The sequence below is a fragment of the Acidovorax sp. genome, from assembly GCF_046294525.1.
Lineage (GTDB): Bacteria > Pseudomonadota > Gammaproteobacteria > Burkholderiales > Burkholderiaceae_C > Acidovorax.
Map to the genome: position 1 here is coordinate 1 of NZ_JBKBKQ010000042.1, position 18,747 is coordinate 18,747.

Below are 18,747 nucleotides of genomic sequence, written 5' to 3' on the forward strand. Positions count from 1 at the left end.
CGCGTGCGCTTGGTGGTGTTGCTCAGGCCCAGGCTGCTTTGCTTCATGTGCCTATTGTCTCGGCTTCAAGCATTCGTCGGCACATGACGCAGGGGATTCGTGAAGAGGGTCCCTAGAGGCCAAAATGGCTTGAAAACTCGTGCGCCCAGCGGTTGATGTGCCCCGGCCTTTGAAGCTGCCGCGGCCCGGACGAGGGCCGCCGCGCAAGGGCCGCCCCACCGCGCTGGCGGCGTCCCCCTGCCTGCGTTGCACAGCAATGCGAGAGCGGGGGGAAGCGGCGAAGCCGCTCAGGGGGGTGCTCACTGGTTCCCGGGCTGGATGCCAAATTCAATCGTCCACGTCTGCGCACCGCTGTAAGCCGGCGTGGCCGGCGCATACGCGATCTCCTTCACACGCATGCGGGCGTAGCTGTTGCCCTGGCCCGACTTCACCAGCGTGGCGGCTTCGGGGTTGGCCTTGAGCATGTGCTGCGTCACGCCCGCGGCGGCGCCGGCGGCGTCGGTGGGGTAGTAGTTGAACCAGCCGTAGTTCAGCGCGTTGGGGTACGTGCCGGTGTAGGCGGGCGACAGCTGCGAGCCGATGCTGTCCTTCACCCACGCGTTGGCGCTGGCGGGGCCGGTGAGGGCGCCCTGCACGTCGGCCAGCGTGTCGGCCAGGTTGGTGGTGGCGTTGAACTTGGCAGCGATCGGCGTCTTTCCGTCGGCCTCGTAGAAGCCGGCCGGCGTCTTGCTGAGGAAGCCCGCCACCGTGCCCGTGCCCGAGGTGCCGCCGTTGAGCTTGATGTTGTAGCGGTTGAAGGCAATGTGCCAGCTGCCCGATTCGGTGGTGGTGACCTGGTTCTTGAGGTCGTAGTACACCCAGCCTTGCGAGGCGTTGACCGACGCAGTAAAGGGCGTGGCCGCTGCGGCGCGGTTGATCCAGCGGAACGAAGGCCAGCCCGAGGCCGTGCCCGTGGGGCTGCCGTAGTACCCGGTGACCTGCAGCGCATACACATCACCGGCCGAGCCGGAGATGTCGCTGGATGCGCTGTTGGTGGTGATCAGGAACACGCGGAAGTTGGGGTGCATCTGGTGCGTGCCGTTCAGGTCGTATTCGTACGCGGCCGACTGGATGGCGTTGGTGCCGCTGAAGGCGCTCTTGGCCGTGTCGGCCGTGTACACGGTGGCGGGCAGGGCGCCGCCCACGGGGTCCACCAGCGCGTCGTTCCACTTCTGCAGGGCCGTCCAGGTGTGCACGAAGGGCGTGCCAAAGGCACCGCCGTTGCCCGTGCCGTCGGTGCTGCTCGGGCCGCTGTTGGTGAACAGCTCGGCGGACCGGCCGCCGCTCACCACCTTCACGTCCCACTGGTTGCCGGTGCAGGCGGCCTGCGCCTTGGCGTCGAAGTCGTAGCACACCGCGCTGCCCGCCGCGGGCAGGGTGAAGGTCCAGGTCGCGTTCTGCGTGAACTTGCTGGTGGTGGCCGGGGGCGTGACAACCGGGTCGGTGGTGCCGCCACCGCCGCCGCCCCCGCAGGCAGCCAGCGCGGCCGCAGCCAGGGCGGTCAGAAGGGTCTTGAACGAGGTCGGGTGGTGCATGGCAAGGCTCCTGGTGGTCAGAACGGATGAAGAAAAAAAGGGGCTGCGTGGCGTGGGATCAGCGGGCGTGGCCGAAGGCGACCTTGGCGCCCAGGTACACAAAGCGCCCGGCAATGGGGCCAAAGTCGCTCGCGTTGCTGAAGTCGCGCTGGCGGTTGGTGAGGTTGTTCACGCCGGCGAACAGCGTGATGGCGTCGTTCAGGCGGTAGTTCAGCGCTACGTCCACCGTGCTCCAGGCGGGCGCGCGGGCGCGGGTGGCGGTGTCGGCCAGTTCGGTGCTCTGGTGGCGCAGGCGCAGGCTCAGCGTGGTGGCGGTGTGCACGCGCCAGTCGGCGCCCAGGCGCACGATGTCGCGCGGGCGGCGCGTCAGCTCCAGCCCCGTGGTGTCGTCGCGGGTGTGGGTGTAGGTGTACGCGGCGTTCAGCGCCAGCGCTGGCGTGGCCTGCCAGCGCACGCTGCTTTCCACGCCGCGGGTGCGGGCGCGCGCCACGTTGGCGTAGGTGTAGCTGGCAATGCCGTTCACCACGGTGGCGTTGGCCAGGTCGGTCTGGATCAGGTCGCGCACGCGGTTGTGGAAGGCATTCACCTCCAGCGCCAGGTTTTCGCCGCGGGTCAGCGTGCCGCCCAGCTGCAGGCTGGTGGATGACTCGGGCTGCAGGTTCGGGTTGCCGATCACGCGGTAGCCCAGCGCGCTGTGGTCGAACAGGTAGTGGCGCTCCTTCAAATTGGGCACGCGGTATCCCTGGCCCAGGCTGGCGCGCAGCGTGCCCCTCCAGCCGCCCGCATCCAGCAAGTGCGCGCGCACGCTGACCTTGGGCGCCCAGTGGCCGCCAAAGTCCGAATCGTGTTGCCCGCGCAGGCCCAGCAGCACCTCCCACGTGTCGGAAAGCAGGATGTCGTTTTGCACGAACAGCTCGGTGCTGGTGCGCTCGACATTGCCCTCCGTACCTGCACCGCCCAGCTCGCTCAGGCCGTTGCTGGACTGCGCCAGCGTTTCGCGGTGCCAGTCGGTGCCCACCATCCACATCTGGCGGCCCCAGGCGGGCAGGTCGAACTGCGTGCCCAGGTGCTGCATCTGCTGGCGGGACCGGCGGTCGGTGGCCAGCACCTCGTTGGAATATCCGGCGGAGCGGCTGTCGTAGCGCTCGCTCACGCCCTTGATTTGCGCGCGCACGCCGTTGGCCAGGCGCCAGTGGGCGCCGCCCGTCACGCGGTCGCGCGTGATCTCCTCGCGCTTGCGCTGGGGCACGTTGGCGGGGGGCACGAAGAGGTGGTAGCGCTGGGTGTCGTCCTCGGTGTAGCGCGACACATCGGCCCACACGCGGCCTTGCGCGTGGGGCCGCCATTCGCCGCGCGCAGCCAGCTGCTGGCGGCGGCTGGCGTCCCCCTGGCGTGCGTAGCTGCTGGGCTGCGTGCCAAAACCCGCGTCGTCCACCACGTCGCCCGACAGGCCCAGCCGCCACTGCTCGCCGCCGCCGGCCAGGTCAAAGCGCGCATGCCGGTTGTTGGCCCTGGCGGCTTTGCCACTGTCGTTCTGGTGGCCGTAGCTGCCCGCATCCACCGTGGCCGTGCCGCTAAAGCCTGCGGGCATGCGGCGCGTGATCACGTTCACCACGCCGCCCATGGCCGAGCTGCCGTACTGCGCAGAACTTGCGCCCTTGATCACCTCGATGCGCTCCACATCGGCCAGCAGGTACTGGCTCAAATCGACGGTGGAGCTGGTGCTGGCGGTGATGGGTAGGCCGTCGATCAGCACCAGCACCTGGTCGGCGCTCAGGCCCTGCAGCGACAGCTCATAGCCCGACTTGCCCAGCACCTCGCGCAGTTGCAGGCCGGGCACGTTCTCCAGCGCCTGCTTCAGGGTGCGGGCATGGGTGCGCTCCATTTCCTCGCGCGTCACCACCTCGGTGCGCACGGGAGCATCGTCGATGGCGCGTTTGTTGCGGGTGGCCGTGACCACCACGGGCTTGAGCGTGCCAGCTGGCGGCTCTGCTACGTCTGCGACGGGCCGGGCCTGCTGGGCCTGGGCGGACAGCGCCGCCAACAAGGGCAGCAACCAGAAGGGCGAGCGGGGCAGGGAGGGAAACATGGATGCTGGCGCCAGGGCGCACGGCGCCCGCAGAAGAAGATGAAAGTGGTTACATAAAAAATCTAATGATAAGACAAATGCGAACGATTCGTGTTTAAATTTAATCGAGTGGTGCGAGGAAATTTTGGGCGGTTGCGCATCACGCGTGTGGAACGCCTTTCCGGCGCCTTCAACGCCCGCTTGCGTTGTCTGCCGCGTCCTGATCCCAAGGAGTTTTTTTAGCCATGAGCCATTTGCCTGACACGTCCCCGCAGTCATCCACCCCCGATGAGGAATACAGCCTGCCCTGCGCCGAGGCCTTGCTGGCTGGCACCCTGGCCTTGATGACAGGCCATATGCAAGCCTGCTGCGACACGCACCGTGCCGCCATGGGCCGCAAGATCGTTGCGAACCTGCAAATGCTGGGTCAGATGGAGGCGTTCACGCCCCACTTCCGCACGATGCTGTGGAACCTGCAGGGCCGGTGGGAGCAACAGGGCGCAGAAAGCGTTAGCCAGTCAGCACCGCGCGAGGCCGTGTCGGCGGCAGAGCGGCACAGGGCGCTGTGGCTGAGAGCGCCTGACACGGTGCAGTAAAGCGACTGGACGCGAAGTTTTATATAAAAACAGGCTCTAGCGCTTATCCATCGAGCGCTAGAAGCTATTGAATTTATAGCAAAAGGGGCGATCAATACACCAGCCTCTCCGGCCGGATCTCCTGCAGGATCGTTGTCGCGATCTCTTCAATCGACTTGGTCGTGGTGGACAGCCAGCGGATGCCCGAACGCCGCATCATGGCCTCGGCCTCGGCCACCTCGTGGCGGCAGTTCAGCAAGTCTGCGTACTTTGAATTGGGGCGGCGCTCGCTGCGGATCTCGGACAGGCGCTCGGGGCTGATGGTCAGGCCGAAGATCTTGCTGCGAAACGGCACCAGTGCGGGCGGCAGCTGGCGGCGTTCGAAGTCTTCAGGAATCAGCGGGTAGTTGGCCGCTTTCAGGCCGCACTGCATGGCCAGGTACAGGCTGGTGGGCGTCTTGCCGCTGCGGCTTACGCCCACCAGGATCACGTCGGCACCGGCCAGGTCGCGGTTGCTCTGGCCGTCGTCGTGGGCCAGGCTGAAGTTGATGGCCTCGATGCGGTCGTTGTATTCCTTGCTGCGGCTTACGTCGCTGAAGCGGCCCACGCGGTGGTGCGACTTGGTGCCCAGCTCCTGCTCCAGCGGGTGCACAAAGGTGCCAAACATGTCCAGCAGCATGCCTTTGCATCCGGCCTGGATGACCTTCAGCACCTCCATGTTCACCAGCGTGGTGAAGACGATGGGCTTCTTGCCCTCCACCTCGCCGGTGTGGTTGATCTGCCGCACGGCCTGATGGGCCTTGTCCACGGTGTCGATGAAGGGCAGCCGCACGTGGCGCGGCTTCATCTCGAACTGCGCCAGGATGGCGTTGCCGAAGGTTTCTGCCGTGATGCCGGTGCCGTCGGAGACAAAAAATACGGTGCGCGAGTGCATGAAAACCCTTTGAAGAAGAGGGGGCCACGGTCGGCAGGCGACCGGCGATTGGCCGTAGGTCGTAACCCCGCCTGGGCGTAGTCGTGAAAAAGCGTCAGCCCGCTGCCAGTGCCACAGGCCTACAATCGCCGCAATTATCTGATTCTCACCATGCACCGCGTTGGCCCACAACCACAACGACAAAGCCGCAGCCTGTGCATGGCCGCCTGCCAGGGCCCGTGGCGCGCCTGGCATGCAGACCCGGTTTCAACTTCTGGAGCTTTCCCATGTCTGCACTTTTCAGCCCGACCGCCCTGGTCGTTCCGTTTGAAAACCTGAGAATGACCGATGTCGAGGTGGTTGGCGGTAAAAACGCCTCCCTCGGCGAGATGATCTCCCAGCTGCCCCAGGGCGTGCGTGTGCCCACGGGCTTTGCCACCACGGCCCACGCATTCCGCGAGTTCTTGGCGTATGACGGCCTGGCCGACAAGATCAGCGCCAAGCTCAAGAGCCTGGATACCGAAGACGTGCGCGCCCTAGCCAAGGTGGGCGCCGAGATTCGCGCCATGGTCGAGGCCCAGCCTTTCCCGGCCGATCTGCAAAAAGCCATTGCCGACGAATTTGCCAAGCTGAGCGCTGGCAACCCCGCTGCCTCGTTTGCCGTGCGCTCGTCCGCCACGGCCGAGGATCTGCCCGACGCCTCGTTTGCCGGCCAGCAGGAAACCTTCCTGAACGTGGTGGGCATCGACGAAGTCATGCACAAGATGAAGGAAGTCTTCGCGTCGCTGTACAACGACCGCGCCATCTCCTATCGCGTGCACAAGGGTTTCGAACACGATGTGGTCGCCCTGTCGGCCGGCGTGCAGCGCATGGTGCGCTCCGACCTGGGTGCCGCGGGTGTGATGTTCACCATCGACACCGAAAGCGGCTTTGAGGACGTGGTCTTCATCACCAGCAGCTACGGCCTGGGTGAGACGGTGGTGCAGGGCGCCGTGAACCCCGACGAGTTCTACGTACACAAGCCGATGCTCAAGGCCGGCAAGAAGGCCGTGATCCGCCGCAACCTCGGCAGCAAGCTGATCCAGATGGTGTTCTCCACGCCCGAGGAAAAAGCCGCCAGCGGCAAGCTGGTCAAGACCGTCGATGTGCCCACCGAGCAACGCAACCGCTATTCGCTGACCGACGCCGACGTGCAGCAGTTGGCCCACTACGCACAGGTGATCGAGCAGCACTATGGCCGCCCCATGGACATCGAATGGGGCAAGGACGGCACCGACGGCCAGCTCTACATCCTGCAGGCCCGCCCCGAGACCGTGAAGAGCCAGGCCAAGGGCCAGGCCGAGCAGCGCTTCAAGCTTAAGGGCACGGGCACCGTGCTGGCCGAAGGCCGCGCCATTGGTCAGAAGATCGGCACCGGCCCTGTGCGTCTGGTGCACAACATTTCCGAGATGGACAAGGTACAGCCTGGCGATGTGCTGGTGACCGACATGACCGATCCCAACTGGGAGCCCGTGATGAAGCGCGCCAGTGCCATCGTCACCAACCGCGGCGGCCGCACCTGCCACGCGGCCATCATTGCGCGCGAGCTGGGCATTCCGGCCGTGGTGGGCTGCGGCGACGCGACCGAGCTGCTCAAGGACGGCACCCTGGTTACCGTGAGCTGCGCAGAAGGCGACACGGGCAAGATCTACGACGGCCTGCTCGAAACCGAAGTGACCGAAGTGCAGCGCGGCGAAATGCCCCCCATCAAGACCAAGATCATGATGAACGTGGGCAACCCCCAGCTGGCGTTTGACTTCTGCCAGCTGCCAAACGAAGGCGTGGGCCTGGCACGGCTGGAGTTCATCATCAACAACAACATCGGCGTGCATCCCAAGGCCATTCTGGACTACCCCCAGATCGACGCCGACCTGAAGAAGGCGGTGGAGTCCGTGGCACGCGGGCATGCGTCGCCCCGTGCTTTCTATGTGGACAAGGTGGCTGAAGGCGTGGCCACCATCGCCGCCGCCTTCTGGCCCAAGCCCGTCATCGTGCGCCTGTCGGACTTCAAGTCCAATGAATATCGCAAGCTCATCGGCGGCAGCCGCTACGAGCCCGAGGAAGAAAACCCCATGCTGGGCTTCCGCGGGGCCGCACGCTATGTGAGCGCGGACTTTGGCGAGGCCTTTGCCATGGAGTGCGAAGCGCTCAAGCGCGTGCGCAGCGAGATGGGCCTGACCAATGTGCAGGTGATGGTGCCCTTTGTGCGCACGCTGGGCCAGGCCGAGCGCGTGACCAAGCTGCTGGCATCGCATGGCCTGCAGCGCGGCCAGGACGGCCTCAAGGTCATCATGATGTGCGAGGTGCCCAGCAACGCCATCCTGGCCGAGCGCTTCCTCGAATACTTCGACGGCTTCTCCATCGGCTCCAACGACCTGACCCAGCTGACGCTGGGCCTGGACCGTGACTCGGGCCTGGAACTGCTGGCGCAGGACTTCGACGAGCGCGATCCGGCTGTTGAGGCACTGATCCACCAGGCCATCAAGGCCTGCCTGGCCCAGGGCAAGTACATCGGCATCTGCGGCCAGGGCCCCAGCGACCACCCTGATTTTGCGCAGTGGCTGGCCAAGGAAGGCATCTCGTCGATCTCGCTGAACCCCGACAGCGTCATCGCCACCTGGCAGCAACTGGCGGGCTGACGACCCGCACCCGGCAGGCGACATGACCGAGTGCCCGCGCTTGCGCCGCCTGCAAGGGCTGTGATGCAGATCCCGCCGCCCCTGCCGCCCGCGCGCGCATCCCACCGCGCCTCAGACGCCGAAATGGCGGGGCCGTTTCCGCCCGACCTGCACGACGTGCGGCACCTGTGGCTGAAGGCGGGGCTGCTGCTGGTGTGGGCCCTGGTGTCGTTTGGCGCCACCTACTTTGCGCGCGACCTGCAGGTGCTGGTGCTGGGCGGCTGGCCCCTGGGCTACTGGGTAGCCGCACAGGGGGCGGTGCTGGTTTTTATTGTGCTGGTGGCCGTGTACGGCTGGGCCATGAACCGGTTTGAACGCCAGGACGCGCAGCGCAGCGAGGCGCTGAAGCATCTGCCTGACGGCGCAACACCCGCCACTGAGGACGCCCCTCCCCATGGCTGAGCCCGGCCGGACCGAGTCGCTCAGCGATCGCGCCTATCTGTGGCGCCTGCACCGCATCCTGGCGCTGTACGTCATCGGCGTGCTGGGCTTTTTGCTGCTGATGGCCTGGGCCGAAAAGCAAGGTCTCTCGCGCCACTGGATCGGGCCTATTTTTCTGTTCCTCACGGTCATGGTCTATGCCGGCATTGGCGTGTACGGCCGCACGACCGACGCCGAGGAGTACTACGTGGCCGGGCGGCGCATACCGCCCATGTACAACGGCATGGCCGCCGCGGCCGATTGGATGAGCGCCGCGTCGTTCATCAGCCTGTCTGGCGCGCTGTATTTGCAGGGCTTTTCAGGCACGCCGGGGCAGGCGGGCGGGCTGGCCTATCTGCTGGGGTGGACGGGCGGTTTCTGCCTGGTGGCCATGCTGATAGCGCCCCACCTGCGGGCCATGGGGCTCTACACCGTGCCCGACTTTTTCCACGTGCGTTTTGGCGGGCGCTGGCCGCGGGTGATTGCTGCGCTGGCGGCCGTGCTGTGCTCGTTCACCTACGTGGTGGCGCAGATCTATGGCGTGGGGCTCATTGCCTCGCGCCTCACGGGCGTGCAGTTCGAGATTGGCATCATGCTGGGCCTGGGCGGCGTGCTGCTGTGTTCGTTCTTGGGTGGAATGCGCGCGATCACCTGGACGCAGGTCGGCCAGTATGTGGTGTTGCTGCTCGCATTCCTGATTCCCGTGTCGTGGCTGGCCTACAAGCAGCTGGGCAGCCCGCTAGCGCCGCTGGTCTACGGTGCGCAGATCAGCAAGATCGCCGACCTGGAGGCGCAGCTGCTGGATTCGCCCGCCGAGCACCAGGTGGTGCAGGCCTACCTGCGCCGCGCGCAGGAGTTTGAGGCGCGGCTGCTGGACGTGGAAGGCGCGCTGGAAAAAGAGCGCGAAAAGGCCCGCGAGCGCGTGCGCGAGTTGCGTAACCAGAACGCCGATGTGGGCCTGATCGTGACCGCCAGCCGCGAGCTGGCCGCGCTGCCGCGGGACGCCGCCGCTGCGCGCGAGCGCTGGACGCGCGAGATGCGCGAGAACTACGAGCGCGCCCGGCCCCTGGGCGGCCTGCCGCTGCACAGCCAGGCATACGTGGGCGACCCAGACGGCACACCCGAGGAGCAGCGCGACTACGAGCTGACCCGGCGAAACTTTCTGGCGCTGATGTTCTGCCTCATGGTGGGCACGGCGGGGCTGCCGCACCTGCTCACGCGCTACTACACATCGCCCAGCGTGTCTGCGGCGCGGGCGTCGGTGGGGTGGTCGCTGTTCTTCATTGCGCTGCTGTACCTCAGCGCGCCGGCGCTGGCGGTGCTGGTGAAGTTCGAGGTCATGCAGAACCTGGTGGGCAGCAGCTTCGAGGCGCTGCCCAACTGGATGGCGCAGTGGGCGCGGGTGGACAGCTCGCTCCTGTCGGTGGAAGACGTGAACGGTGACGGGCTGGTGCAGTTTGGCGAGATCCGCCTGGGCGCAGACCTCATCATGCTGGCCACGCCCGAACTGGGCGGCCTGCCGTATGTGGTGTCGGGCCTGGTGGCGGCGGGTGGGCTTGCGGCGGCGCTGTCCACGGCCGACGGGCTGCTGCTCACCATCAGCAACGCCCTGGTGCGCGATTTGTACTTTCCCGATGCGCGACGCCAAGCGTCGCCCGAACAGCGGGTGATCCTGACCAAGTTCACGCTGCTGGCCGTGGCGCTGTCGGCGGCGTTTGTGGCGGCGCTCAAGCCGTCTGAAATTTTGCCCATGGTGTCCGCCTCGTTCTCGTTGGCGGCGTCGGCGTTTGTGCCTGTGATGGTGCTGGGGATCTTCTGGCGTGGCACCACGCGGCAGGGCGCGGTGGCGGGCATGCTGGCCGGGCTGGCGGTGACTGTGTATTACATGCTGTCGCATGTGGGCGGTCTGCAGTCCGTGCTGCCGGCCTCGCTGCTGGCCGACGGCCTGTGGTTTGGCATCCAGCCGATTTCGGCCGGTGTGTTCGGCGTGCCTGCGGGCCTGCTGGCCGCGGTGGTGGTGAGCTGGGCAACGCGGCCTGCTCCGGCACAACCCCTGGTGCGGTCGGAGATGTGACCGCGGGCTCGATACAACTGCACCAAAAACGAAAAAGCGGCCCGTGGGCCGCTTTGATTTTGCCGATTGGCAGGTTTGCTGTGTGGGACAAGTCCCGGCTCAGCGGCCCACCTTGAGCAGTTCCACATCGAACTTCAGCGTGGCATTTGGAGGAATCACCCCGCCCGCGCCGCGTGCGCCGTAGCCCAGGGCGGCGGGGATGATCAGCGTGCGCTGGCCGCCGATCTTCATGCCTTGCACGCCCTCGTCCCAGCCCTTGATGACCATGCCGGCGCCCAGCGAGAACTCAAACGGGTCGTTGCGGTCGCGGCTGGAGTCGAACTTGGCGCCTTGTTCGCCGTTGTTGTACAGCCAGCCGGTGTAGTGCACCGACACGTTCTGGCCCTTGGTGGCTTCGGCGCCGTCGCCCACGGTGGTGTCTTCGTATTGCAGGCCGGATGCGGTGGTGGTCAGTGCCATGGTGAATTCCTTGTTTGCTATTGAAAAAGTAGCTGTCAGCGCTTGCCAGATAAGCGCTGGTGGCCAATTTGACCCCCATTTTAACGAAAGCCCCGCCCGGAGATGGAGCCGGCGGGGCTTGGCCCTTGCGGGCGGGGCGGGGGTTAAGGGAGCGAGTGGAAGGCGCTCAGGCCTTCTTGGCGCGGCCGGCCACCCAGCGGGTGGCAAAGGCCTGCACGTCCGACAGCCGCTTGAGCAGGTCCGATCCCGAGGGGGTGACGGTGTAGCCATCGCTGCCGTGGTCCACAAAGCCGGCTTCGCGCAGCTCTTTGATGCGGGTGTTCAGCGTGTTGGGGGTGATGCCGCCCACGCTGTCCTGGAGCAGGCGGAAGGTTTGTGGGTGGCCGTCCTTCAGGGCCCACAGCACGCGCAGGGCGTAACGGCATTCGAGTTTCTCGAAAAGCTGGTTAATGGAAGCATTTTCTTTGGAGCTCATGGACGCTTCTCCTCGCGCAAGTGTTGGGTCTCGATTCGGGCCGGACGGGCCTGTGGCGGGCCCGTGGATGTCTGAAACTATAGCGCGGAACCGGTTTTGCTACAAGTTTGGTAGCTCACAACGTACGTCAGGTATGCGCTGAGGGCAGAAAATGCCTTATGGGCCGCCAAAATGTTGCGAACCGGCCACGAATCCGGGGCCTTACGCTGGGCGCCCCTGACGCGCCAGATAGTCCACCAGCAGCTGGGCTGCCAGTGGCAGGCCCTGGGCGTGGCGATAGCAGATGGCGAAGCGCCGCTGGGCCCAGGTATCGCTGAGCGGCACGACGCGCACGGGCGCTCCCGCATCGGCAAACGGCTGGGCCACCTCGCGCGGCACCACGCTGATGGCGAGGTTGGCGCGCACCACCCGCAGGGCGGCGTCGAAGTTGGACACCAGTACGCGGTGGGCCAGCATTTTTCCTTCCACCGCCGCGGCGCGCGCCAGCAGCACCTGCACGGCGCTCAGCGCGGGCATGCTCACAAACTCGTGCTCCAGCACGTCGGCGAACCGCACGCTTTGCTGTTGCGCCACGGGGTGTGACTGGTGCGCCACCACGGCCAGGTGGTCGCTGCGGTAGGCGCTGGTCTCCAGGCCCGACAGATTAGCGGCGTCCCAGCAGATGCCGATGGAGGCACTGCCGTCGCGGATGCCCTGCACCACGTCGGGGCTCACGCGCTCCTCCAGGCTGACCTGGATGTCGCGGTGCAGCGGGTCTTGCAAGAAGGCCGCTACATCGTCGGCCAGCGACTCAGCCATGACCGAGGCCGTGACCAGCATGCGCACATGGCCGCGCGTGCCGGTGGCGTAGGCCGCCATGTCGCGCTCGATCTGCCCGATGCTGGCCAGCATGGTGCGCGCATGCTCCAGCAGCGTCTCGCCGGCCGGGGTGGGCACCATGCCTCGGCGCTTGCGCAGCAGCAGCGGCGTGCCCACCGTGTCTTCCAACTGCGCCAGCCGCTTGCTGATGGCCGAGCCCACGATGGACTCCTGCTCGGCGACCCGGGCAATGCTGCGCTGCTCGCACACGGAGGCAAAGAGGCGCAGGGTTTGCAGGTCAAGGTCACGCATGGGATAGGTTTATGTGTTCCGGTTTGGAATCATAGTGGTTCCAAGATGTCGTTACTAATCCGGTTGGGAATTTCTAAAATCCATGTAGACCCATCCACCAAAGACACCTGTCGTGAGCCCTTCCAACACCCCGTTCCGCCCTCCCCACGCCGTAGTCCGTGAAGTGGGCCTGCGCGACGGCCTGCAAAGCATTGCCACCGTGGTGTCCACCGCGCACAAGATCGAATGGATCAACGCCGCATACGCTGCAGGCCAGCGCGAAATCGAGGTGGGCTCCTTCGTGCCGGCCCGCCTGTTGCCGCAGCTGGCCGATACCGCCGAGGTGCTGGCCCACGCCCAGACGCTGCCGGGCCTCGTTGCCTCGGTGCTGGTGCCCAACCTCAGGGGCGCCGAGCGCGCGCTAGATTTGGATGCCGACCTGATGATCGTGCCCCTGTCCGCCAGCCACGCCCACAGCTTGGCCAATCTGCGTAAGACACCCGACGAGGTGGTGGCCGAGGTGGCCCGCATCCGCGCGCTGCGCGACGCCAGCGGCAGCCGCACATTGATCGAAGGTGGCGTGGGCACGGCCTTTGGCTGCACCTTGCAGGGCGAGGTGGCCGAGAGCGAGGTGCTGCGCCTGATGCAAGCGCTGCTGGATGCGGGCGCCGACCGCGTGAGCCTGGCCGACACCGTGGGCTATGCCGACCCGGCTGCGGTCGCCCGCCTGTTTGGCAAAGCGCGTGCGCTGGTGGGCGACCGCCTGGCCTGCGCGCATTTCCACGACACGCGCGGCATGGGCCTGGTCAATGTGTATGCCGCCTGGCAGGCAGGCATCACGCGCTTTGACGCCTGCCTGGCGGGCATTGGCGGCTGCCCGCACGCGCCGGGCGCCAGCGGCAACGTCACCACCGAAGACCTCGTGTTCATGCTGGAGCGCATGGGCATCGCCACTGGTATCGACGTGACTGCGCTGCTCGCGCTGCGCCAGCGCGTGGCCGGATGGTTGGCGGGCGAGACCCTGCATGGCACGCTGTGGCAGGCCGGGCTGCCGCAGAATGCCGCACCCGCCGCGCTGCGCTTGGCAGCAACGGCCTGAACCCCTTTTCGGAACGCCCTGAACATGAACGACGACACACCCGCCACCCCCTCGTCCCCCCGCCTGCCGCTCGAAGGCCTGCGCGTGGTGGAGTTCACCCACATGGTCATGGGCCCCACCTGCGGCATGGTGCTGGCCGACCTGGGGGCCGAGGTCATCAAGGTCGAACCCGTGGATGGCGACCGCACGCGCCACCTGCTGGGCGCTGGCGCGGGCTTCTTCCCCATGTTCAACCGCAACAAGAAGAGCATCGCCATCGACCTGCGCAGCCCCGAGGGGCTGGCGGTGGCGCGCAAGCTGGCCGCATCGGCCGACGTGGTGGCGCAAAACTTCAAGCCCGGCGTGATGACCAAGTACGGCCTGGACTATGCCGCGCTGAGCCAGGTCAACCCGCGCCTCATCTACGTCAACCACACCGGCTTCTTGCCCGGCCCGTACGAGCACCGCACCGCGCTGGACGAGGTGGTGCAGATGATGGGCGGCCTGGCCTACATGACCGGCCGCCCCGGCGACCCGCTGCGCGCGGGCAGCAGCGTGAACGACATCATGGGCGGCATGTTCGGCGCGATTGGCGCGATGGCGGCGCTGATGCAGCGCGGCATCACCGGGCGCGGGCAGGAGGTGGACTCGGCCCTGTTCGAGAACAACGTCTTCCTGGTCGGCCAGCACATGATGCAGTACGCCGTCACCGGCAAACCGGCAGCCCCCATGCCCGACCGTATTTCGTCCTGGGCCGTATACGACGTGTTCAGCGTGAAGGATGGTGGCCAGATCTTTCTGGCCGCCGTGAGCGATGCGCAGTGGCAGACCTTCTGCGATGCCATGGGCTATGCCGACCTGAAGGCCGACGCCGGCCTGGCCACCAACAACGACCGCGTGCGCGCCCGCCCCACGCTGATGCCCGTGCTGCGCGACCGGCTGGCGCAGCACACGGCCGATGAGCTGGCCGCGATCTTCGAGCGCCACGGCCTGCCGTTTGCACCCATCCGCCGACCCGAAGAACTGTTTGACGACCCGCACCTGCAGGCCACCGGTGGCCTGGCCGACATCACGCTGCCCGATGGCGAGCGCGCCGGGCAGACTGCGCAGATCACGCTGATGCCGCTGCGCATGGACGGCCAGCGCCTGGATGTGCGCCGTGACCCGCCGCGCCTGGGCCAGCACACGGCCGAGCTGCTGCAGGGCCTGGGCTACACGGCCGATGAAGTGGCCGCACTGCAGGCTACCGGAGCCATCGCCTGATTTTTTGAAACCATCCCCGGGCATAGCAATGTGGCGCAGACCACCGCCCAGGGTTCCCTGACCACGACCGGAGACAAACCCATGCCGCGCACCACCACCGCACCCGCTTTCCCCCACGCCGCGCTCGTCGCCCGCAGCGTGCTCACACGCCGCCGGGCCATCTCCACCGGCGCTGCCGCTTTGGTCGCCGCAGCGTGGGGTGTGCCACGCATTGCCAGCGCCCAGGGCGACGGCAAGCCGCTGCGCGTGATCCTGCCGCTGTCGGCGGGCTCGGGGGTGGACGGCGCCATCCGCGCCATCAGCGCCAGCCTCGCCAAGGCGCTGGGGCAGCCGGTGGTCATCGAGAATCTGCCCGGCGCGGGCGGCATCACAGGCACCACCCAAATCGTGCGGGCACCCAAGGACGGCTCCGTCATCGGCGTGGTGTCCAACAACCACGTGGTCAACCCCAGCGTGTACAAGAACATCCCGTTCGACTCGCTGGCCGACATCACGCCCATCACCATCATTGGCGCCACGCCCTTCGTGCTCGTCGCGCACCCTTCGGTGCCCGCCAAGAACGTGCAGGAGCTGATCGCACTGGCCAAGTCCAAGCCCGGCGTGCTCAACTACGGCTCCTCCGGCAACGGCACCATCCTGCACCTGGGCGCCGCCATGTTTGTGGACCGCGCCAGGCTCGATATCAAGCACATTCCCTATCGGGGGATGGGCCCGCTCATGAACGACATCCTGGGCGGCCAGGTGCAGCTAGGGGTGGTGGCGGTGGCCCCCGCCGCAGCGCACATCAAGGCCGGCACGCTGCGCGCCCTGGGCGTGACCACGGCCAGCCGCGTGCACTCGCTGCCCGGCGTGCCCACCATCGCCGAGCAGGGCCTGCCCGGCTATGAGCTGGACGGCTGGGTCGCGCCCGTCGCCCCCACCGGCCTGCCCAAAGCCGAGCTCGCCCGGTTGTACAACGGCTTCAAGGCCGCCATGGAAATGCCCGAAGCGCACGACGCGCTGATCGCGCAGGGCTACGAGATCAAGCTCACGCCTCCCGACCAGGCCGCGGCATTCTTCAAGACCGAAGCCGCGCGCATGGCGCAGGTGGTAAAGAACGCGAATGTGACGGTGGATTGATTGAGGATGGTTCGAGGTGTTTTTAGGCCTCTGGCGCTTGTCCAATAAGCGCTTGAAGCTACTGTTTTGATAGCGTATTGTAGGTCGGGTTCGCCCGAAGAGCGTAACCCGACGCTGCCCCAGATGCGCCGTCTCCTGTCGGGTTACGCCCTTTGGGCTAACCCGACCTGCATTGGGGTCTTCTGAGGCGCTAGCGCTTTTACAGCAAGCGCTGGTAGCTACTTTTTCAGTAGCAAACCATCAACCCTGCGGCGCTGGCAAAGCGGGATGCCCGGGGTGGCCGGCAGCATGCTGCGGGTGCCGCAGCCGGAACACCGCCACCGCCTGCACCAGCTGGTCGGCCTGGCCGCTCAGGCTGCCGGCGGCGGCCGCGCTTTCTTCCACCAAGGCGGCGTTCTGCTGCGTCGCCTCGTCCATGCGCACGATGGCCTGGGTCACGCGCAGCATGTCGCTGGTCTGCGCGGCGCTGGCCTGGCTGATTTCTTCCATCAGCGCGCTCACGCCCTGGATGGAGGACACCACCTCGGTCATGGTGGTGCCGGCGTTGCGTGCCAAGTCCGAGCCGGCCTGCACACGCTCCACGCTGGTCTGGATGAGCTCCTTGATCTCACGCGCGGCGCTGGCACTGCGGGTGGCCAGGGCGCGCACTTCGCTGGCCACCACCGCAAAGCCCCGCCCCTGCTCGCCGGCGCGCGCGGCCTCGACGGCGGCATTGAGCGCGAGGATGTTGGTCTGGAACGCAATGCCGTCGATGACGCCAATGATGTCGGCGATGCGGCGCGAACTCTCCTGGATGCCCTGCACCACATCCACCATTTGCGTCACCACGTCGCCGCCGCGCTGCGCCACGGTGGCGCCGTTCTTGGCCAGCTCGTTGGCGCGCTGCGCGTTGGATGCGTTCTGCTGCACGGTAGCCTGAAGCTGTTGCATGGACGAGGTTGTCTCGTCCAGCGACGAAGCCTGGTCTTCGGTGCGCATGCTCAGGTCGGCATTGCCCTGGGCGATTTCGGCACTCGCGCTGGCCACGCCCTCGGCGTTGCTGCGCACGCCGGCCACCACGTTCTCCAGGTTGTCCTGCATGGCGCGCAGGGCTTCCAACAGGCGGGCGGGTTCGTCGCGGCCCTCCACGCGGATGCTGGTGGTCAGGTCGCCCGCTGCTACCTTGTGGGCCAGCGACACGGCCACGCCCAGCGGGCGCACCACGGATCGTGTGAGCAGCCAACCCGCACAAGCGCCCAACGCTGTCACCAGCGCCAGCGCCACCAGGCTGCTGACCAGCGCGCGCCGCGCGTCCTGCGCGGCCTGCTGCGCGATGGCCGCGCTGCTGGCAGCCACCTGCTGGCCCAGTTCGGTGAGCAGCTTGGCCGGGCCCTGGTCGATGTCGGCCACGTCGGCATCCCCGGCCGATGGCACGAAGCCCAGCGACTGGAACACCTCAAAACCCTTGCGGTAGCCCTGCGCCATCTGGGCGTGGGCCTGTGTGAACTTTTGCAGCGCCGCCTTTTCCTGCGCGTCGGTCAGCTGGGGCTCCAGCGCCTTGGCGGCATCGGCCACGCGCTTTTCGCTGGCCTGGAAGGCGGCCCAGTGCAGCTCGCGCTTGCGCGAATCTTCGCCGCGCAGCAGGGTGTTCTTCCACTCCAGCACCTGGGTCTTGAACTCGCTTTCCATGCGGCTCACGGCGCGCTCCTGCGCCACGCGGCCCAGCACCGTGGTGTCGTAGGTGCCCAGCGTGCGGTACAGCGTGGCGATGCCGAACAGCGCGGCGCCCAGCAGCAGCGCCAGCACCAGGCCCAGGGCCGTGGCCATGCGTGCGCCGATGGAGTGGTTGGACATTTTCATGAGAGGCTCCAAAGGTTCTGCAGCGGGCCCGGAGGGCGTTGGCGTACGGTCAAGCCTTCAGCTTTAGCAAGTAGACCATCACGCGCGCGGTGGTGAGGTCCAGCTCCATGAACTCTGCCAAATCCTTGCCGGTGAGCCAAGAGGGTTCCCACCGGTTCTGCTTGAGCGTGCGTGTCCAGGACTCGTGGTGGGTGGCGGCCTCGATGGCGGTGAGCATCTCTGCCGCCCGCGCAGGTGCCACGCCCTTGCCGGTGAACACGCCGCGCCAGTTGGCCATGACTGCGTCCAGTCCCTGTTCGCGGAACGCCGGTATGCCAAACACGCTGCGGCGCGACGACACGCCTATGGCGCGCAGCTTGCCGGAGGCCAGGGCGTCGCTGAACTCGCTGTAGCCCGACAGGCCCACGCTGGCGGCACCGGTGGCCAATGCCTCCACCACGTCCGCCCCGCCGGCAAAGGGTTTGTAGACCAGCTCTTCCGGCTTGGCCTTGGCCGCGCGTGCCAGCACGCCCGCAAACATGTGGTCCACCCCGCCGGCCGATCCGCCCGCCACGGGCATGCCGCGCAGGTCCGCGCGCAGCGCGTCCGCCAGGTCTTTGGTGTTCTTGATGGGCGACTGCGCCGCCACGGCCGCCACCAGGTAGTCGCTGGTCAGACGCGCCAGCGGCTGGATGTGGCCCATGTCCACGGCGGGCTTCTGAAGTGCCACCGCGCCCACCATCACCATGCCGCCCATCAGCAGAGTGTTGGCGTCGTTGCCGTACTTTTCGGCGTATTTGGCAAGGCCAATGGTGCCGCCCTTGCCGCCGATGTTTTCATACTCGATCTGGTCCGCCGCGCCGGCGCCGACCAGTGCGGTGCCCAGGGCGCGGCCGGTCTGGTCCCAGCCGCCGCCCGGGTTGGCAGGGATGACGATGCGCAAGGTGCCGGCCAGCTTGGGCACCTTGGCAGCAGCGGGAGTGGGGCGGGGCGTTGCCGCACCCGTCTGCGCCCAGGCGGGCAGGCCCACCAGGCTCCAGGCCGCTGCGGCGGCCCCCAGCGATTGCGCAATGGCCTTGCGGCGGTGGATTGGTGCATCAGACAT

15 protein-coding genes are annotated in these 18,747 nt (G+C 66.9%); 7 read left to right on the forward strand and 8 right to left on the reverse strand.

Translation table 11 applies throughout. The features are described 5' to 3' along the window. Positions 1–299 precede the first annotated feature (299 nt). A complete protein-coding gene (locus ACK4HJ_RS22325) occupies positions 300–1,574 on the reverse strand; it encodes an HmuY family protein (protein ID WP_409835659.1) in 1,275 nt (424 codons plus the stop codon). Between the two features lie 58 nt (positions 1,575–1,632). Further along, positions 1,633–3,663: a TonB-dependent receptor plug domain-containing protein gene (locus ACK4HJ_RS22330; RefSeq protein WP_409835660.1), complete on the reverse strand. Its 2,031-nt coding sequence runs from the start codon at positions 3,661–3,663 to the stop codon at positions 1,633–1,635. A 224-nt stretch (positions 3,664–3,887) separates the two neighbouring features. Here ACK4HJ_RS22330 and ACK4HJ_RS22335 point away from each other — a divergent pair, with 224 nt between their 5' ends. Beyond that, positions 3,888–4,238 carry a hypothetical protein gene (locus ACK4HJ_RS22335; RefSeq protein WP_409835662.1) on the forward strand — a complete coding sequence of 117 codons (351 nt, stop codon included), beginning with the start codon at positions 3,888–3,890 and terminating at the stop codon, positions 4,236–4,238. A gap of 91 nt (positions 4,239–4,329) precedes the next feature. On the opposite strand, the gene ACK4HJ_RS22340 is transcribed toward ACK4HJ_RS22335, so the two are convergent. Further along, positions 4,330–5,151: a pyruvate, water dikinase regulatory protein gene (locus ACK4HJ_RS22340; RefSeq protein WP_409835664.1), complete on the reverse strand. Its 822-nt coding sequence runs from the start codon at positions 5,149–5,151 to the stop codon at positions 4,330–4,332. Positions 5,152–5,417: 266 nt separating this feature from the next. Here ACK4HJ_RS22340 and ppsA point away from each other — a divergent pair, with 266 nt between their 5' ends. From ppsA to ACK4HJ_RS22355, 3 genes are all read left to right on the forward strand, one after another. Next, positions 5,418–7,808 (forward strand): phosphoenolpyruvate synthase, encoded by a 2,391-nt coding sequence (ppsA, locus tag ACK4HJ_RS22345; RefSeq protein ID WP_409835666.1) that lies wholly within the window; start codon positions 5,418–5,420, stop codon positions 7,806–7,808. A gap of 63 nt (positions 7,809–7,871) precedes the next feature. Further along, positions 7,872–8,249 carry a DUF4212 domain-containing protein gene (locus ACK4HJ_RS22350; RefSeq protein WP_409835668.1) on the forward strand — a complete coding sequence of 126 codons (378 nt, stop codon included), beginning with the start codon at positions 7,872–7,874 and terminating at the stop codon, positions 8,247–8,249. Continuing rightward, entirely contained in the window at positions 8,242–10,341 is a 2,100-nt protein-coding gene (locus tag ACK4HJ_RS22355; protein ID WP_409835670.1) for a VC_2705 family sodium/solute symporter, read from the forward strand. Before ACK4HJ_RS22350 ends, ACK4HJ_RS22355 begins: the two co-directional genes overlap by 8 nt. Before the next feature lie 99 nt (positions 10,342–10,440). On the opposite strand, the gene ACK4HJ_RS22360 is transcribed toward ACK4HJ_RS22355, so the two are convergent. The 3 genes from ACK4HJ_RS22360 to ACK4HJ_RS22370 form a co-directional block, all read right to left on the reverse strand. Further along, entirely contained in the window at positions 10,441–10,800 is a 360-nt protein-coding gene (locus ACK4HJ_RS22360; protein ID WP_007857699.1) for an FKBP-type peptidyl-prolyl cis-trans isomerase, read from the reverse strand. Between the two features lie 166 nt (positions 10,801–10,966). Further along, on the reverse strand, positions 10,967–11,275 hold the full coding sequence (locus ACK4HJ_RS22365; protein ID WP_409835672.1) for a winged helix-turn-helix transcriptional regulator: 309 nt from the start codon (positions 11,273–11,275) through the stop codon (positions 10,967–10,969). A 201-nt stretch (positions 11,276–11,476) separates the two neighbouring features. Beyond that, positions 11,477–12,385: a LysR family transcriptional regulator gene (locus tag ACK4HJ_RS22370; protein ID WP_409835674.1), complete on the reverse strand. Its 909-nt coding sequence runs from the start codon at positions 12,383–12,385 to the stop codon at positions 11,477–11,479. A gap of 112 nt (positions 12,386–12,497) precedes the next feature. Between ACK4HJ_RS22370 and ACK4HJ_RS22375 the strand changes: the two genes are divergently transcribed. The 3 genes from ACK4HJ_RS22375 (at position 12,498) to ACK4HJ_RS22385 (ending at position 15,824) form a co-directional block, all read left to right on the forward strand. After that, a complete protein-coding gene (locus ACK4HJ_RS22375; protein WP_409835676.1) occupies positions 12,498–13,463 on the forward strand; it encodes a hydroxymethylglutaryl-CoA lyase in 966 nt (321 codons plus the stop codon). A gap of 24 nt (positions 13,464–13,487) precedes the next feature. After that, on the forward strand, positions 13,488–14,705 hold the full coding sequence (locus tag ACK4HJ_RS22380; protein ID WP_409835678.1) for a CaiB/BaiF CoA transferase family protein: 1,218 nt from the start codon (positions 13,488–13,490) through the stop codon (positions 14,703–14,705). Positions 14,706–14,786: 81 nt separating this feature from the next. Beyond that, positions 14,787–15,824 (forward strand): tripartite tricarboxylate transporter substrate-binding protein, encoded by a 1,038-nt coding sequence (locus tag ACK4HJ_RS22385; protein WP_409835680.1) that lies wholly within the window; start codon positions 14,787–14,789, stop codon positions 15,822–15,824. Positions 15,825–16,064: 240 nt separating this feature from the next. On the opposite strand, the gene ACK4HJ_RS22390 is transcribed toward ACK4HJ_RS22385, so the two are convergent. Beyond that, positions 16,065–17,663, reverse strand: coding sequence for a methyl-accepting chemotaxis protein (locus ACK4HJ_RS22390; protein WP_409835682.1), 1,599 nt, complete (start codon positions 17,661–17,663; stop codon positions 16,065–16,067). Positions 17,664–17,712: 49 nt separating this feature from the next. Continuing rightward, positions 17,713–18,747 carry a Bug family tripartite tricarboxylate transporter substrate binding protein gene (locus ACK4HJ_RS22395; RefSeq protein WP_409835684.1) on the reverse strand — a complete coding sequence of 345 codons (1,035 nt, stop codon included), beginning with the start codon at positions 18,745–18,747 and terminating at the stop codon, positions 17,713–17,715.

Excerpts from the sequence above, each read along its gene's own strand:
- ACK4HJ_RS22325 (WP_409835659.1), bottom strand. The coding sequence starts at position 1,574 with ATGCACCACCCGACCTCGTTCAAGACCCTTCTGACCGCCCTGGCTGCG.
- ACK4HJ_RS22330 (WP_409835660.1), bottom strand. The coding sequence starts at position 3,663 with ATGTTTCCCTCCCTGCCCCGCTCGCCCTTCTGGTTGCTGCCCTTGTTG.
- ACK4HJ_RS22335 (WP_409835662.1), top strand. The coding sequence starts at position 3,888 with ATGAGCCATTTGCCTGACACGTCCCCGCAGTCATCCACCCCCGATGAG.
- ACK4HJ_RS22340 (WP_409835664.1), bottom strand. The coding sequence starts at position 5,151 with ATGCACTCGCGCACCGTATTTTTTGTCTCCGACGGCACCGGCATCACG.
- ppsA (WP_409835666.1), top strand. The coding sequence starts at position 5,418 with ATGTCTGCACTTTTCAGCCCGACCGCCCTGGTCGTTCCGTTTGAAAAC.
- ACK4HJ_RS22350 (WP_409835668.1), top strand. The coding sequence starts at position 7,872 with ATGCAGATCCCGCCGCCCCTGCCGCCCGCGCGCGCATCCCACCGCGCC.
- ACK4HJ_RS22355 (WP_409835670.1), top strand. The coding sequence starts at position 8,242 with ATGGCTGAGCCCGGCCGGACCGAGTCGCTCAGCGATCGCGCCTATCTG.
- ACK4HJ_RS22360 (WP_007857699.1), bottom strand. The coding sequence starts at position 10,800 with ATGGCACTGACCACCACCGCATCCGGCCTGCAATACGAAGACACCACC.
- ACK4HJ_RS22365 (WP_409835672.1), bottom strand. The coding sequence starts at position 11,275 with ATGAGCTCCAAAGAAAATGCTTCCATTAACCAGCTTTTCGAGAAACTC.
- ACK4HJ_RS22370 (WP_409835674.1), bottom strand. The coding sequence starts at position 12,385 with ATGCGTGACCTTGACCTGCAAACCCTGCGCCTCTTTGCCTCCGTGTGC.
- ACK4HJ_RS22380 (WP_409835678.1), top strand. The coding sequence starts at position 13,488 with ATGAACGACGACACACCCGCCACCCCCTCGTCCCCCCGCCTGCCGCTC.
- ACK4HJ_RS22385 (WP_409835680.1), top strand. The coding sequence starts at position 14,787 with ATGCCGCGCACCACCACCGCACCCGCTTTCCCCCACGCCGCGCTCGTC.
- ACK4HJ_RS22390 (WP_409835682.1), bottom strand. The coding sequence starts at position 17,663 with ATGAAAATGTCCAACCACTCCATCGGCGCACGCATGGCCACGGCCCTG.
- ACK4HJ_RS22395 (WP_409835684.1), bottom strand. The coding sequence starts at position 18,747 with ATGTCTGATGCACCAATCCACCGCCGCAAGGCCATTGCGCAATCGCTG.